We start from the raw sequence: 14,077 nt of genomic DNA on the forward strand, positions 1-14,077 counted from the left end.
CGCAGAGGTCCTGTGCGACCTGGGAATGCCTGCGACCCCTGCGTGGTTCACCCATCGAGTCCGCTGGCATGCCCTGGCCAATCCCGGGGTGCCGATCAAGGGAGATTCTCATGGCACGCAGCACTGTGCGTCCCGTCGTCAGGCTGAAGTCGACGGCGGGTACCGGCGTCACCTATGTGACGCGCAAGAACCGTCTGAGCGACCCCGACCGGCTCGTCCTGCGCAAGTACGACCCGGTCGCCGGCCGGCACGTCACCTTCCGCGAGGAACGCTGAAGCGCGCCGCCGCCCTCTCGGGCCGACGGCCACAAGGAGGCACATCTGGGAAAACGGCACCACCTACCCGCTGATCGACGTGGACATCTCGCGGGCGAACCATCCCTTCCACACCGGCACCGCCGTGTGTACCTGAGTACGAGGAGAATCCAGCCATGAAGGTCCGCACGTCCCTGCGCTCACTGAAGTCCAAGCCGGGCGCCCAGCTGGTGCGCCGCCGCGGGGTGGTCTTCGTCGTGAACAAGAAGAACCCCCGTTTCAAGGCCCGCCAGGGCTGACCGGCCTCGACGGGAAGACATGTGCATCGGTGGTACGGGCGGATCGCCGAAATCAGACTGAAGTCCCCCTCCGGCGGGGCGTCCTCCGCCGTACGGCGGAGAGGGTCGGGCTTGGCGGTCGAGGCGCAGGCCGCCCGCCCCGACCAGCATGGTGGACATGACCACAGCATCCACGCCGCCTCCTCTCCGTACCCTCCCACCCGCTCCCCTCTGGGCGCGGCGCGCCGCCCACGCCATCGCCTGGTGCGCGGCACCCTCGGGCCTGTGGCGTCTGGCCATGGCATCGGGTATCTACGTGGGTTACAGCGACAAGGTGTTGCGCGATGCCTACGCCATACCGGGCTGGGGAGTCGCCTACGTGGTCGGCCTGTCGGTCCTGACCGAGCTGGCCGCTCTGTTCCCCCTCCTTCTCGTCCGCGACCGGCCGTCGCGACACCCCCGCGCGATGGCCGGGCTGGCCTGGACGGCTTCGGCCGTGACGATCCTCGTGGCGTTGTCGCAGGTGGTGGTCGCCCTCACCGTGGACAGCCGAACGAACCTCGCGAGCGGCACGCCGCGCACCGTGTGGGCCCTCGTCTACGCTCCGCTCCTCGCCGTACCGGTTCTCCTGACGGCGGTGACCTGGTCGTACGCACGGCGGCAACCTGCCGAGGGGTGGGGAAGCGGCAAGAACGACAGGTAGCGCCACCGCGCCCGACCTGGGCAGACCCGGGCAGACTCGCGCCCGATTCTGGGTGATCTCTTACCGGTGTCTTCACGGTCGCGGACGGTCCGCTGCGTACCGTTGCCGTCGTGGGCGGCTGTCGACCGCGGCAGCCCTCGATCAGGTCTGGGGGAACGGATGACGGCTGGTCGCCGTGCGGTGCTGACCGCCATGGCGGGAGGGCTGCTGGCAGGCTGCGCGGGCTCGAAGACCGGTGGCGGCGCCACCGCCAACTCCTCCGGTCCGGCCGGGACGGACTCGGGCGCGGCACTCCCGGCCACCCCCTCGGCCACGGCCCCCACCACGCGGCCTGCCGTCACCCGCGCGGAGGTCGTGGCCCGCTACGGACGCAGCGCGCCGCACACCTGGGGCTTCGACGCCCCGGGCGTCGTGCACTCCCTGCCGCGCGCGGCACGCGCCATCGCGCTGACCTTCGACGCATGCGGCGGCCCGGGCGGCAGCGGTTACGACCAGGCGCTCATCGATTTCCTCCGCGCACGGCACGTTCCGGCCACGCTGTTCATCAATTCCCGCTGGATCGACGCCAATCCGGCGGTGTTCCAGCGGCTGGCCGCGGACCCGCTGTTCGAGATCGCCAACCACGGCACCCGGCACCGCCCGCTGTCCGTCACCGGCCGCTCCGCGTACGGCATCCCCGGCACCCGGGACGCGGGCGAGGTGTACGACGAGATCGCCGGGAACCAGGCCAAGCTGACCCGCCTGCTGGGCGCCCCGCCGCGCTTCTTCCGGTCCGGCACCGCGTACTGCGACGACATCGCGGCCCGCATCGTCACCGACCTCGGGGAACGCTTCGTCAGCTTCTCCGTCAACGGTGACGGCGGCGCCACCTTCACCGCCGAGCAGGTGCACACCACCGTCGCCTCGGCTCGGGCCGGTTCCATCGTCCTGTGCCACATGAACCACCCCGAGCGCGGCACCGCACGGGGCATCGCAAGCGCCGTCCCGCACTTGCTGGCCCGGGGCCATCGCTTCGTCCGCCTCTCGGACGCCCTGCACCGGACTTGACGTGTGCCACGGAGCGGGGTGGGCGGGCGTACTGAACGTGACCGGCCATCGCGCACGGTGACCGCATCGGCGACAGCGCACTGAACGGCGGGTCGGCCTCGCCTGGCTGCCGTTCGCCGGCCCAGGCTGTCCATGTCACACCACTCGTCACCGCGTCCCCGCCGGATCACAATGTGTCCCACAGGCAGACCTGCCGCCGGGAGGCGTCGTGAGCACATCAGCTGAGCCAAGGGTGTCCGGCCTCGAGGTCCGGTCCATCGACTATGTCCCCCTCGACGAGCGGCACGGCAAGCTCTGGCACCTGGGCCCGCTGTGGTTCATGTCCAACGCCCAGATCGCGACCCTGGCCGTGGGACTCATCAGCATCACCGGGGGCGGCACTCTGATCTGGTCCCTGCTGGCCATCGTCGCCGGCACGGTCATCGGCACCTTCTTCATGGCCTTCCACTCGGCACAGGGACCCCAGCTGGGCCTGCCGCAGATGATCCAGTCGCGCCCCCAGTTCGGTTACGTCGGCGCCCTGCTGGTGTGGCTCTTCGCCTATGTGCAGTACGCGGGTTTCAACGTCTTCAACAGCATCCTCGCCGCCGACTCGCTGCACACCACCCTGCACGGGAGCGTCAAACTCTGGGTGGTCGTGGTCACCGTCGTCGCGCTCGTGATCGCGCTGGTGGGCTACGACATCATCCACAAGGCAGAGCGGGTCCTGACGTACACCTTCCTGGTCGTCTTCGGGATCTTCACCGTCGGTGTCCTCGTCACGCTGCACTATCCGGCGGGCTCCTTCGACCTCGGTGCCTTCAAGTGGACGCCGTTCCTGGCGCAGTTCGGCGTGGTCGCCGGCTACCAGATCAGCTGGGCCATCTACGTCTCGGACTACTCGCGCTATCTCCCGCCGGACGTGACGGTCCGCAAGACCTTCTACTGGACGTATTTCGGCTCCGCGCTCGGCGGCATCTGGCTCATGGTCCTCGGCACGCTGCTCGCCGCCTGGGCCGGCAAGGACTTCGAGACGATCAAGTCGATCAACGCGGCCGGAGACAAGGTGTTCGACGGCTTCGGCGCGATCGTGCTGCTCTTCGCCGCCCTGGGCCTGGTGTCCGTCACCGCGCTGAACATGTACGGCGGTTCGCTGACCCTCATCAGCGGCATCGACTCGTTCAAGCGGGTGCGTCCGACACTGGGCGTACGCCTGCTGACCATCGGTCTGACCGCGGCCCTGTCCCTGGTCGGTGCACTGGCCGCGACCTCCCACTTCCTCGAGAACTTCAACAACTTCCTGCTGCTGGTGCTCTACCTGTTCATCCCGTGGACCGCGGTGAACCTGATGGACTACTACGTGGTGCGCCGCGGGCACTACGCCATCGCGGAGATCTTCAACCCGCACGGCATCTACGGCCGTTGGGGCTGGCACGGCATCATCTCCTACGTGGTCGGCTTCGCCGCCATGGTCCCGTTCTTCTCCGTCGGCACCCTGTACGTGGGTCCCGCCGCCAAGGCGCTGGGCGGAGCCGACATCTCGCTGTTCATCGGCCTTCCCGTCGCCGCGCTCCTGTACTGGTGGCTGACCCGCTCGATCGACGTGGCTGCCGAGACACGCATCGCCCGGGCCGAGGCGGAGGCACTGGAGCAGGCGGCCCACGAGCACCGCGAGCCCTGACGGCTGCTGCCGGGCCGTACGACAGGGGTCGTACGGCCCGGCGACCGACCCGAGGCCGACGAACAACCCCGAGCAGCTGGGCCTGGCCGCGTTCTACGGCGGTCTCGCCCGGTTCGCCACGGGGCTGTTCGCGTTCCGCTGCGGCAATACGTTCATTAGTTCGGGGCGACGGTGTTCTGCTCGTACGCCGCCTTCTGGCTGTCCTGCTGGTGGATCGTCCCGCGCCTGGCGCTCGCCGGTGACACGCACAACGCGCTCGGTCTGTTCCTGCTCGGCTGGATGATCTCCACCGCGCACTGCTCAGCTCCCTCGAAGTCCGCCATTCACCAACGCGCACGACCGGCTCGCCGGACTCCCGGCTTCCGCCGCCGCGCACCCGGCCGGGACAATCCTCGTCATGAACGACGACATGGCTGACGCCCGGAGCCGACTGGCCAGGATCGAGCGGCTGCTGGAGAGCGGCGAACGCGAACTCGTCCCCGCCTGGCGCCGGGCGACCCGTGGTGAGCCGCGCTGGACGGTGACGGCGGTGATCCTCGCGGGCGTAGCCCTGCAGCTGATCCTGCCGCACCGTCTCATCCTGCTCCGTACGGTGTGGACCCTGCCCGCGCTGGAGCTGCTGCTGCTGGCCGGACTGATCGCGGGCAACCCCCGGCGCGTGGAGCCCCGTACCCGCCTGCTGCGGTACCTGGGCCTGACCCTGACCGGCGTCATCAGTCTGGCCAACGGCTGGGCGGCGGTCCGGCTCGTGGGGGACCTGGTGACCGGCAAAGGGGGACAGGGCGCCGTCCCGCTCCTGCTGACCGGTGGTGTCATCTGGGTGACGAACGTGATGGTGTTCGCCCTGTGGTACTGGGAGTGGGACCGGGGCGGACCCATGGCCCGGGTCCAGGGACAGCACCAGTTCCCCGACTTCCTCTTCGTCCAGATGCAGAGCCCGGAGCTGGCCCCGCCGGACTGGGAACCGGCGTTCCTGGACTACCTCTACCTCTCCTTCACCAACGCCACCGCCTTCAGCCCGACCGACGTCATGCCGCTGTCCCGCTGGTCCAAGATGCTCATGATGCTGCAGTCCTCGGTGTCCCTGGTGACCGTGGTCCTCGTGGTCGCCCGGGCGGTCAACATCCTGAAGTAGCTCCAGGAAGCAGATCAGCCGGGCCTGGCGCCGACCTCGCCCGCCTGCCCTGTGGGCCCGACGGCTCCCGGGGACCGGTGTCCCGACCGGGCCGCCGCTGAACTTCCCTCCGCCGAACGCCTGTTGCCGCTCGGCCCCGGAGATCGGCCGACGCATGTCACAGACGGCCGGGCTGTCTCGTCTCAGATCCCGGAGAACGACTCGGGATCGGGAAGGTGAGGGTCATGCGGGTGTTCGTGGCGGGCGGGGCCGGGGTGCTCGGGCGGCGGCTGGTGCCGCGGCTCGTGGCCCGGGGTCACCAGGTGACGGGCACGACGACGAGCGCGGCCAAACTCGGTCTGTGGGCCGCCCTCACCATCAGGCTGCGCACCGAGGGAACCGACCACCTGCTGGCAGCGGCCGAGGCGGCCGGCGTGCCGCGCTTCGTGGCCCAGGGCCACGCCCACTGCAACGGAATCCGCGAGGGCGGGTGGGTGAAGACAGAGGAGCACCCGCTGGAAGTCGGGGACGGCACCGGGTACGCCTCGTGGGTGCATCTCGACGACGCGGCGAGCGCCACCGTCCTCGTCGTCGAGCAGCGGGCGAGGGGCGCCTTCGGCATCGTCGACGACGAACCCGCCCCGGAGAGCGCATGGCAGCCGCATCCGGCGGCGTGCGCGGGGGCCAAGCCTTGGATGCGGGTGCCGAAGTGGCCGGCCCGGCTGCCGGCCGGGGAGGCGGTGGTGACGATGACGACCGAGGGCCGCGGCTTCTCCAACGCCAGGGCCGAGCGCGAACGCCGCCGGCAACTGCGCTGTCCCTCGTGGCGCCAGGGCTTCAGGGAGGGGCTGGCGTGAGCCGGGCCGAGGAATTCGAGGAGCTGCGGCCCCTGCTGTTCTCGATCGCCTACCGCATCCTGGGCAGCGTGGCCGAGGCCGAGGACGCGGTCCAGGAGACCTGGCTGCGCTACGACCTCTCCGCGACCCGGCCGACGTCGACCAGGGCGTTTCTGTCGGCGACGGTCACCCGCATCTCGATCGACGTGCTGCGTTCTGCCCGTGTGCGGCGCGAGGAGTACGTCGGACCGTGGTTCCCCGAGCCGCTGCTCACCGACCCCTACCAGGACCCCGAGCATGCGGCGGAACTGGCCGACTCGCTGTCCATGGCGGCCCTGCTCCTGATGGAGCGGCTCAGCCCGCTCGAACGGGCCGTCTTCGTCCTGCGGGAGGTGTTCGCCTTCGGCTTCCCCGACATCGCCGCGGCCGTAGGACGCTCCGAGGCGGCCTGCCGCCAGCTCGCCGTACGCGCCCGCCGTCACATGGACGCGGGCAGGCCCCGCTTCGCGGCCGACCGGAGGGAACGCGAGGCACTCGCGGAACGGTTCTTCGGCGCCTTGAGGGACGGCGACGTCGACGGGCTCCGGCAACTCCTCGCCGCCGACGTGCAGATGGTCGCGGACAGCGGCGGCAAGGCCCCGCGGTGGGCCGGGGGAATCCACGGCGTCGACCAGATGTGCCAGATGCTCGACCAGCTCCTCTGGCCGTTCCTCCGCATCGGCGGGGTCGTGGAGCCACGCCAGGTCAACGGCCAGCCGGGCGCGGTCTTCCGCGACCGCGACGGCAAGGTGGCCAACATCTGGACTCTCGACATCCTCGACGGGCGGATCCAGGCGATCCGCACGGTCAGCAATCCCGACAAGCTCGCCCACATGGGCCCCGTCGCGGATGCCTGGGCCCTGCTGCGCGAAGCCCAGGAGGCCCGCCGGGACATGGCCGGCCCGGCACCGACAGACCCGGCCACCACACACACGTTCGTACGGGAAGCAGAACGGGAGAATCGGACATGATCAGGATCGGCATCGTCATCGGCAGCACCCGACCCGGCCGCAAGGGCGACCGGGTGGCCGAGTGGGTACGGGACCTCGCGGTCGAACACGCGGGAGACGCGGCGGTCTTCGAGCTCGTGGACCTCAAGGAGCACGCGCTTCCGCTGCTCGACGAAGCGGTCCCGGCGCTCATGGCGCCGGGCGAACGCCCCCACACCAGGCGCTGGGCCGAGCGGATCGGCTCGTACGACGCCTTCATCGTCGTCACCCCCGAATACAACACCGCCCCTCCGGCCAGCCTCACCAACGCCATCGACTACCTCTACGCGGAGTGGGGCGGCAAGCCGGTCGGTTACGTGGGTTACGGCGTCTTCGGCGCGGTCATGGCGGTGCAGAAGCTGCGCGCCCAGGCGGGCGTGCTGCGCATGGCGGACATCGGACCGCAGGTGGCGCTGTCGCTGCGCGAGGACTTCGTGAACCTCACCGACTTCCGTCCGCAGGAGCTGCACGTGCCCGAGGTGCACGGGCTGGTCGACGAGCTGCTGGCATGGGCGCAGGCACTCGCCCCGCTCCGGGCGGCTGCCGCGGCGAGCGCCTGAACGGATGCCGACCGTCCCTCACCGGCCGTAGGTCTCGGCGGTCCCTGGACCGGGGGCCGCCGAGCGCTCGATCCGTGGTGCCGGGTCAGCCGAGGAGCCGGAGCAGAACGGCGGCCTCCGCCCGGAGCTGCGATGCCCGCTCGGCCTGAGCCGGCGCCGTGAACTGTGCTGCGAGCGTGAGCCGTTCGTCGGCTTCGGCGCGCACGATGTCCGTGATGTGCTGTTCGCTCAGCTCGCGCCGGGCAGCCTCGGTGGCGCCGACACCGAGCGGCACCTGCTCGATGGCCGAGCCGCGCAGCTCGGCCGGGCCGACCGGTACCGCCTCGGCGTTGTCCACCGCGGCGAGCGTGGAACGCAGGGCGCTCACCGCGACCTTGTCGCGGGCACGCATCGCTTCCCGCAGGGCTTGACGCATATGAAGGCGCAGAGACATGCCGGCGACCCTATGGTCCGCCCCCGGGACGATCAACGGAATATCCGCCCGGCCGGTTCGCGCAGCCCTCACTGAAGGCGCAGGGTGCCCGGTGCCCGGTGTTCGAAGATCTCGGTCAGCCAGTCGAAGACGGTCGCTCCGTGCCCGCGACGGGCCTCCGCCAGTTCGGCACTCACCTGCGCCCGGTTGGTGGGGTGGCAGCGCGACAGCCTGATCTCCAGCTGGCGGGCCGTCTCCGGATGGCCGAGATGCTCGCGGGACACCTGATGGTCTCGCCATTCCACTACGAAGTCATCGTCGTCCGGAGTGCCGAAGCCACCACTGAGGCAGTCGGCGAAGGCGTCGAGGTTGCTGCCGAAGTAGCCGCCTGGACCGTTCACGGCTTCGCCGATGACGCGCCAGAAGTCTTCCAGGGTCCTGATCCGCGTGCCGTCCAGCACGTAAGTGACCGTCACGGCCCAGAGGTTACGCGCCAGGTCACACACTGCGCCCGGTCGTGTCACATCCTGGCCGGCCGGTTCGTCCTGTGGGTGCAGATGTCCGTACCGGCCTGAAGGGAAGTCGTATGTCAACCGATGAGGAAACCCGTAACAAAGCGACGACCGCGCGTCTTCATGACGCTCTGGGCGCCGGGGATCTGGAGATCCTCTTGAAGATGATCGACGAACTCGTGGCGCCGGACGTGCTGTTCCACGCACCGGTACCGATGGGCATGACGGGGGTGCAGGCGCTCAAGCAGGTGTGGACCGTGCTCTTTCGCGCGTTTCCCGATATTCACGTCACGGTCGAGGATGTGATCGCCGAGGGGGACAAGGTCGTGGCCAGGAACACGGTGACCGGGACCCACCGGGGCGAGTACCGGGGGAGGCCGCCGACCGGCAGGTCCGTCACCTACGGGGAGATCTTCGTCTTCCGTTTCGAGGGCGGCCGGATCGCTGAGATCTGGGGCGTGGTCGACGTCTTCGCGCAGCTGCGCCAGCTGGGGGTTGTCTCGTGAGCGAACCAGCGTCCCGCACGTGTTTCGTGACCGGGACTGCCGAACGACGGCGGCCACACCGTCGATCTCGAGGCGCACGCCGTCACGCACGAGTTGCGTGACGACCGTCGTCCGGGCCGGAAGCCGCGGGCAGTCCGCGAAGAACTCGCGGTAGACCTTGTTGAAGGTCCCGAAGTCGGCCCTGTCCGCGAGGGAGCAGGTGCACTTGACGATCTGATCCTTCCTGCTGCCCGCGGCGACGACGACCGCGACGAGGTTGTGCAGAACCTGCCGGACCTGCGCGGAGAAGCCGTCCGGTATCTCGTGCGTGACGGGGTGGAGCGCGCCCTGACCGGACGTGAACACCAAGTCGCCGACCCTGACGGCCTGGGACAGGGGCGGCTCGGTGCCATCGGGGAAGCGGACGAAGGGGGCGTTGTCGGTGCGGATGCCTTCGATCACGCGGGCATTGTGCTGCGCATGGCCGCCCTCTCGGGAGCGGAAATCCCTTTGCCCGGATTCGCCGCGCCGGCCGACATTGAGACCATGCTCGGATTCGTCAGGACCGACAGCGCAGCCCTCGTTGCATGCCTGGGCGACCCGCGACGCACCACGGCGGCATACCGCGAGCTGCTGCGACGCGGGGAGCACGCGGTGGGCGCCATCCGGGCCGGCCTCCGTGACGGGAACCCCGCCGTCAGGGAGGGCTGCTGCCGGCTACTCGACCACCTGGTCGACACCGACTCGATGGGCGAACTCGTCGCCATGGCCGACGACTCCGACGCCCGCGTCAGGATCGCCGCGTTCCATGCCCTGGCCTGCGACCGGTGCAAGGGCGACACCTGTGCGCCAGGCGCGGACCAGGTCCTCGCGCCCGCGCTGCACCACCTGGCCGCAGACCCCGACCCGCACGTCCGGGCCATGGCTGCCGAGCTCGTCGGCAGGTTCGCCCGCTCCGACGCACGCGCCGCTGCCGCCTTGTTGGCATCCCAGGCCGACGACCCGAGTCCCGCGGTACGGAAGAAGGCGGGCTGGTACGCACCGGGCGGGCCCATCTACGAACGGCGCAGACGCGGTCCGGCGACACCGCCCTCCACGCCCCAGGGGCCGGCGAAGCCACCGGCGGACTCCGCAGGCGGATGAGCCTCGCCCCGCGGTCAGAGACTGGTCAGCAGGTCCTGGAGGGGAGCGGGCGCGCGGCCGGGGGCGAGGGCCTCGACGAGGACGCGGCCGTAGTGGATCTTGCGCCCCTTCTTCGTGCCGAGGAAGCGCCGCAACTGCTGGTGCGAGGTGCGGCTCCGTTGCGCGGGCTGGCGCAGGAAGGTCTGCAGGGCGCGCAGCTCGCCCTCCGCCCGCACGAGCTCCTCCACCCGTGTCACGCCCAGCGCACGGATGAGCTCGTCCTCGAGATCCGCCGCGCAGACGAAGAACCCGTGCCGTGCCGAGCCGGACCCCTCCAAGGCGCGGGCGTAATAGCCACGCTCCGCAGCGTCGCACAGTCCGGTGAGGCGCAGGCCCAGGCCGGGTGGTGGACCGAGGAGGCGGGCGAAGCGCCCCACGCTCATCGCGCCGCCGATGGACAGAACGCAGACGCCTTCGGCCGCCAGGTCGCGGTCGCGGCGCGCGGCCAGAGCCTCGACCGCCGCCACGTCGCTGAGCCCTTCGAGCAGAACAGCGGTCCGGACTGGCAGCCGCGCGGCCAGCTCGCGCGCGGGGTCGCCGGGGCCACCGGCCGCCCACGCGGTGACCGCCTCACGGAACGACCTCATGTCAGCCATGGGATGAGTCTCCGCCCTTGCCGGCCACCGCGGTAGGGAATTTCCCCCGCCGCCGACCGGGCGCCGCACAGTGGGCCCGCGGCGCGCTGCCCGCGAGATCGCCGCACCCGTCAGCTTCGCGTCCCCGGAAGGCCGGTGCGCCATGTGGGCCTGCCCGGCCACGAAGCGCGCGCGGCGATGCCGCGTCGGGGGATACCGGAGTTCCACGCCGACGCTCTGATCGGCGTCGCCCGCGCTTACCGCAACGGCGGTGCTGAGACGACGCCGGGCGAACTCGAGGACTTCACGGCCTCAGTCGCGGGCCGCGAGCGCCTCCAGCATGGCCCGTGCCGTGTCGGACGCGTCGTAGTCCTCGCTCACACCCGGAACCAGGATGATGTCGCCCTCGATGTGCCGGGAGCGCAGGGGCGCGATGGCCTGGTACTCCTCCGAGTCCCACCAGGCGCGTGCCCGGGACATCGACGGGAACCCGATCACGACGACATGCCCGGGCCATGCGCCTTCCTTGACCTCGTGCGAGCTGCCGTGGACGAGGAACCGGCCGCCGTACGGTGCGAAGGTGGCGGTGACGCGCGCGATGTACTCGGCGATCTCCGGATGCGGAGCGGCTTCCTGCAGGTGAGCGATCGCGTAGGCGGTCATGGTGTCCCTCCGTCGGTCGGCTGCATGCTGTCCACGATCTTGCCGCAGGTGCGTTCCGCGGTCGATGACCTTCCGGGTAATCAAGGCGCGGACCGGGACCCGCACCTGTCCGCGGGGTCTGTATCCAGCCACCGCCCGCGTATCCGGCCACCGCCCTGACATGGTGTTTTACAGTGGCTGGCAGCAGGTTTTGGCGATAACACCTGGGAGGAATGCGCGACCATGCCGACTGAAACGCTCGAGTTTCAGGTGGAGGCCCGTCAGCTGCTGCAGCTGATGATCCACTCGGTCTACTCCAACAAGGATGTCTTTCTGCGTGAGCTCGTCTCCAACGCTTCCGACGCGCTGGACAAGCTGCGTCTGGAGAAGCTGCGGGACGACTCGCTGGACGCCGACGTGTCCGATCTACACATCGAGATCGACATCGACAAGGAGGCCCGCACCCTCACCGTTCGGGACAACGGCATCGGGATGTCGTACGACGAGGTCGGGCAGCTCATCGGCACCATCGCCAACTCCGGGACCGCCCAGTTCCTCCAGGAGTTGCGGGAGGCCAAGGACGCCGCCGGTGCGGAGGGGCTCATCGGCCAGTTCGGCGTCGGGTTCTACTCCGGCTTCATGGTGGCGGACGAGGTCACCCTGGTCACCCGGCGCGCCGGCGAGAGCCAGGGCACCCGCTGGACATCCCGCGGCGAGGACACGTACACCCTGGAGCCGGTCGACGACGCGCCGCAGGGCACCTCGGTCACCCTCCACCTCAAGCCCGCCGACCCCGAGAACCAGCTCCACGACTACACCTCCCCATGGAAGATCAGGGAGATCGTCAAGCGCTACTCGGACTTCATCACCTGGCCCGTCCGGATGGTCCCGGAGCAGGGCGAGGGCGACGAGCCGCGCGAACCCGAGACGCTGAACTCGATGAAGGCGCTGTGGGCGCGGTCGCGTGACGAGGTGTCCGACGACGAGTACCACGAGCTGTACAAGCACATCGGGCACGACTGGCGCGACCCGCTGGAGACGATCCGGCTGCAGGCCGAGGGCACCTTCGAGTTCCAGGCCCTGCTGTTCCTCCCCGCGCACGCTCCCCACGACCTGTTCACGCGGGACTTCCGGCGCGGCGTTCAGCTGTACGTCAGGCGCGTCTTCATCATGGACGACTGCGAGGCCCTGCTGCCGCCGTACCTCCGCTTCGTCAAGGGCGTCGTCGACGCGGCCGACCTCTCGCTCAACGTGTCCCGCGAGATCCTCCAGCAGGACCGCCACATCGAGATGATGCGGCGACGGCTGACCAAGAAGGTCCTGTCCACCGTCAAGGACATGATGGCCAAGGACGGGGACCGATACGCCACGTTCTGGCGGGAGTTCGGCACCGTCCTCAAGGAGGGACTGGTCACGGACCCGGACAACCGTGACGCCATCCTCGCCCTCGCCTCGTTCGCGAGCACGCACGACGACACCGAGCCGACCACGCTGAAGAGTTACGTGGAGCGGATGAAGGACGGCCAGGACGACATCTACTACCTGACCGGCGAGTCCCGGCAGAGCATCGAGAACTCCCCGCACATGGAGGCCTTCCGGGACCGGGGGATCGAGGTGCTGCTGCTCACCGACCCCGTCGACGAGGTGTGGGCCGACGCCGTCGGCGAGTACGAGGGCAAGAAGCTGCGGTCCGTCGCCAAGGGGCAGATCGACCTCGACGCCAAGGACGACGACACCTCCGAGGGCGAGCGGGAGAAGCAGACCGAGGACTACGCCGGCCTGCTCGGCTGGATGAAGGAGCAACTGGACGAGGACATCAAGGAGGTGCGCCTGTCCTCCCGTCTCACCGTCTCCCCGGCCTGTGTCGTCTCCGACGCGAACGACCTGACCCCCGCGCTCGAGAACATGTACCGCGCGATGGGCCAGGAGGTGCCCCGCGCCAAGCGGATCCTGGAGCTCAACCCGGACCACCAGCTGGTGAAGGGTCTCAACCAGGCGTACAAGGAGCGCGAGGACCGCACGGAGCTCACCGAGAGCGCGGAACTCCTGCACGGGCTTGCGGTACTCGCCGAGGGCGGCTCGCCGAAGGACCCCGCCCGCTTTGTCAAGCTGATGGCGGCCCGCCTGCAACGCGTCCTGTGACCCGGCACCGCCCGAGTCCGGCGGCCCGTCCCGGGGGAGTGGGGCAGGCCGCCGCGCCCTCGACCTGGGCGGGACTGCTGTCCGGGACGTCGGGCGTCTCTGTTCCGGCGGCCACGGCATCAGCCCGGCCTGCACGAGCTGACTTCGCCTCAGGGTCTCGGATCGGCTCAGCTCGTCAGAGGAGCCGCCGCTCGTCGCCGTCGCAGGTAGCACAGCGCGCTCGCTGTGATGACCAGGGGCCACAGCAGGTACCGGCCCGTCATGACGAGGAGGGCCGCGACCGCGACGAGTGCGAGGAGCGCGCAACGGTGCGGCGGGCTGCCCCGGGGCAGGAGCCGTAGAGCGGCGGCCGTTCCCAGTGTGTACACGGTCACGAACGACCCGGTGGTGAGCAGCACGAGCGGCTGTGGGCCCACGTCGGCGACCGCGGTGGCGGCCAGGGCGAGGCCCGACAGTCCCGTCACCACCGCCAGGCTGCGGCGCGGCACCTCGCCGACGCCGCCGCCCCGGTCGAGCCAGGCGGGCAGCGCGCCGTCGCGACCGAGGGCGGCGCCCAGTCGGGCCGCGCCGGCGAAGTAGGCGTTCATCGCGCCGAGGGTGAGCAGCACGGCGGCGGCTGCGGCCAGCACGTGGACCGTGCCGCCGAT

The 14,077-nt window shown here is 70.1% G+C and carries 17 protein-coding genes and 2 pseudogenes; 13 read left to right on the top strand and 6 right to left on the bottom strand.

Going from position 1 to position 14,077, the window contains the following annotated elements; all coding sequences use genetic code 11:
• Positions 1-110: 110 nt before the first annotated feature.
• From rpmG to ABT288_RS08115, 10 genes are all read left to right on the top strand, one after another.
• Positions 111-275, top strand: coding sequence for a 50S ribosomal protein L33 (gene rpmG / locus ABT288_RS08070; RefSeq protein WP_153537563.1), 165 nt, complete (start codon positions 111-113; stop codon positions 273-275).
• Positions 276-430: 155 nt separating this feature from the next.
• Entirely contained in the window at positions 431-553 is a 123-nt protein-coding gene (gene ykgO / locus ABT288_RS08075) for a type B 50S ribosomal protein L36 (RefSeq protein WP_067117676.1), read from the top strand.
• Between the two features lie 157 nt (positions 554-710).
• Positions 711-1,235, top strand: a complete 525-nt coding sequence (locus ABT288_RS08080; protein WP_351603959.1) for a hypothetical protein — start codon at positions 711-713, stop codon at positions 1,233-1,235.
• A 159-nt stretch (positions 1,236-1,394) separates the two neighbouring features.
• Positions 1,395-2,282, top strand: coding sequence for a polysaccharide deacetylase family protein (locus ABT288_RS08085; protein WP_351603961.1), 888 nt, complete (start codon positions 1,395-1,397; stop codon positions 2,280-2,282).
• A 208-nt stretch (positions 2,283-2,490) separates the two neighbouring features.
• Positions 2,491-3,942: a purine-cytosine permease family protein gene (locus ABT288_RS08090; protein WP_351603963.1), complete on the top strand. Its 1,452-nt coding sequence runs from the start codon at positions 2,491-2,493 to the stop codon at positions 3,940-3,942.
• Positions 3,943-4,113: 171 nt separating this feature from the next.
• The gene (locus ABT288_RS08095) at positions 4,114-4,359 is read left to right on the top strand and encodes a hypothetical protein (protein ID WP_351603965.1); all 246 of its coding nucleotides are present in this window, start codon (positions 4,114-4,116) and stop codon (positions 4,357-4,359) included.
• Positions 4,340-5,077, top strand: a complete 738-nt coding sequence (locus ABT288_RS08100) for a hypothetical protein (protein WP_351603967.1) — start codon at positions 4,340-4,342, stop codon at positions 5,075-5,077. Before ABT288_RS08095 ends, ABT288_RS08100 begins: the two co-directional genes overlap by 20 nt.
• Before the next feature lie 224 nt (positions 5,078-5,301).
• Complete coding sequence (locus ABT288_RS08105) at positions 5,302-5,913, top strand: Rossmann-fold NAD(P)-binding domain-containing protein (protein ID WP_351603969.1); 612 nt, start codon at positions 5,302-5,304, stop codon at positions 5,911-5,913.
• Entirely contained in the window at positions 5,910-6,902 is a 993-nt protein-coding gene (locus tag ABT288_RS08110) for an RNA polymerase sigma-70 factor (RefSeq protein ID WP_351603971.1), read from the top strand. Before ABT288_RS08105 ends, ABT288_RS08110 begins: the two co-directional genes overlap by 4 nt.
• Positions 6,899-7,480, top strand: coding sequence for an NADPH-dependent FMN reductase (locus ABT288_RS08115; RefSeq protein ID WP_351603973.1), 582 nt, complete (start codon positions 6,899-6,901; stop codon positions 7,478-7,480). The genes ABT288_RS08110 and ABT288_RS08115 overlap by 4 nt, the downstream gene beginning before the upstream one ends.
• 85 nt (positions 7,481-7,565) lie before the next feature.
• On the opposite strand, the gene ABT288_RS08120 is transcribed toward ABT288_RS08115, so the two are convergent.
• Together ABT288_RS08120 and ABT288_RS08125 are read right to left on the bottom strand one after the other, a co-directional pair.
• Positions 7,566-7,871, bottom strand: a complete 306-nt coding sequence (locus ABT288_RS08120; RefSeq protein WP_351603993.1) for a GatB/YqeY domain-containing protein — start codon at positions 7,869-7,871, stop codon at positions 7,566-7,568.
• Positions 7,872-7,981: 110 nt separating this feature from the next.
• Positions 7,982-8,368 carry a barstar family protein gene (locus ABT288_RS08125; protein ID WP_351603975.1) on the bottom strand — a complete coding sequence of 129 codons (387 nt, stop codon included), beginning with the start codon at positions 8,366-8,368 and terminating at the stop codon, positions 7,982-7,984.
• 200 nt (positions 8,369-8,568) lie between these two features.
• Here ABT288_RS08125 and ABT288_RS08130 point away from each other — a divergent pair, with 200 nt between their 5' ends.
• Positions 8,569-8,910: an ester cyclase gene (locus ABT288_RS08130; protein ID WP_351603994.1), complete on the top strand. Its 342-nt coding sequence runs from the start codon at positions 8,569-8,571 to the stop codon at positions 8,908-8,910.
• 57 nt (positions 8,911-8,967) lie between these two features.
• On the opposite strand, the pseudogene ABT288_RS08135 reads toward ABT288_RS08130, so the two are convergent.
• Positions 8,968-9,540: pseudogene (locus ABT288_RS08135) on the bottom strand (RidA family protein); the annotation flags it as partial.
• Here ABT288_RS08135 and ABT288_RS08140 point away from each other — a divergent pair.
• A complete protein-coding gene (locus ABT288_RS08140) occupies positions 9,436-10,032 on the top strand; it encodes a HEAT repeat domain-containing protein (protein ID WP_351603977.1) in 597 nt (198 codons plus the stop codon). The pseudogene ABT288_RS08135 and the gene ABT288_RS08140 overlap by 105 nt on opposite strands.
• A 14-nt stretch (positions 10,033-10,046) precedes the next feature.
• Here the strand turns inward: ABT288_RS08140 and ABT288_RS08145 are convergent, their stop codons facing one another.
• Positions 10,047-10,667: a TOPRIM nucleotidyl transferase/hydrolase domain-containing protein gene (locus tag ABT288_RS08145; RefSeq protein WP_351603979.1), complete on the bottom strand. Its 621-nt coding sequence runs from the start codon at positions 10,665-10,667 to the stop codon at positions 10,047-10,049.
• A 291-nt stretch (positions 10,668-10,958) separates the two neighbouring features.
• Positions 10,959-11,309, bottom strand: a complete 351-nt coding sequence (locus tag ABT288_RS08150; protein WP_351603981.1) for a DUF1330 domain-containing protein — start codon at positions 11,307-11,309, stop codon at positions 10,959-10,961.
• Between the two features lie 222 nt (positions 11,310-11,531).
• Between ABT288_RS08150 and htpG the strand changes: the two genes are divergently transcribed.
• Entirely contained in the window at positions 11,532-13,430 is a 1,899-nt protein-coding gene (gene htpG, locus ABT288_RS08155) for a molecular chaperone HtpG (protein WP_351603983.1), read from the top strand.
• Positions 13,431-13,597: 167 nt separating this feature from the next.
• Here htpG and ABT288_RS08160 read toward each other — a convergent pair.
• A pseudogene (locus tag ABT288_RS08160) lies at positions 13,598-14,077 on the bottom strand (amino acid permease); the annotation flags it as partial.

The sequence above is a fragment of the Streptomyces sp. NPDC001093 genome, from assembly GCF_040298985.1.
Taxonomy (GTDB): Bacteria; Actinomycetota; Actinomycetes; order Streptomycetales; family Streptomycetaceae; genus Streptomyces.

What these genes read in the sequence shown, in the direction of transcription:
- rpmG (WP_153537563.1), top strand. Translation starts at nt 111, where the DNA reads ATGGCACGCAGCACTGTGCGTCCCGTCGTCAGGCTGAAGTCGACGGCG.
- ykgO (WP_067117676.1), top strand. Translation starts at nt 431, where the DNA reads ATGAAGGTCCGCACGTCCCTGCGCTCACTGAAGTCCAAGCCGGGCGCC.
- ABT288_RS08080 (WP_351603959.1), top strand. Translation starts at nt 711, where the DNA reads ATGACCACAGCATCCACGCCGCCTCCTCTCCGTACCCTCCCACCCGCT.
- ABT288_RS08085 (WP_351603961.1), top strand. Translation starts at nt 1,395, where the DNA reads ATGACGGCTGGTCGCCGTGCGGTGCTGACCGCCATGGCGGGAGGGCTG.
- ABT288_RS08100 (WP_351603967.1), top strand. Translation starts at nt 4,340, where the DNA reads ATGAACGACGACATGGCTGACGCCCGGAGCCGACTGGCCAGGATCGAG.
- ABT288_RS08105 (WP_351603969.1), top strand. Translation starts at nt 5,302, where the DNA reads ATGCGGGTGTTCGTGGCGGGCGGGGCCGGGGTGCTCGGGCGGCGGCTG.
- ABT288_RS08115 (WP_351603973.1), top strand. Translation starts at nt 6,899, where the DNA reads ATGATCAGGATCGGCATCGTCATCGGCAGCACCCGACCCGGCCGCAAG.
- ABT288_RS08120 (WP_351603993.1), bottom strand. Translation starts at nt 7,871, where the DNA reads ATGCGTGCCCGCGACAAGGTCGCGGTGAGCGCCCTGCGTTCCACGCTC.
- ABT288_RS08130 (WP_351603994.1), top strand. Translation starts at nt 8,569, where the DNA reads ATGATCGACGAACTCGTGGCGCCGGACGTGCTGTTCCACGCACCGGTA.
- ABT288_RS08140 (WP_351603977.1), top strand. Translation starts at nt 9,436, where the DNA reads ATGCTCGGATTCGTCAGGACCGACAGCGCAGCCCTCGTTGCATGCCTG.
- ABT288_RS08145 (WP_351603979.1), bottom strand. Translation starts at nt 10,667, where the DNA reads ATGGCTGACATGAGGTCGTTCCGTGAGGCGGTCACCGCGTGGGCGGCC.
- ABT288_RS08150 (WP_351603981.1), bottom strand. Translation starts at nt 11,309, where the DNA reads ATGACCGCCTACGCGATCGCTCACCTGCAGGAAGCCGCTCCGCATCCG.
- htpG (WP_351603983.1), top strand. Translation starts at nt 11,532, where the DNA reads ATGCCGACTGAAACGCTCGAGTTTCAGGTGGAGGCCCGTCAGCTGCTG.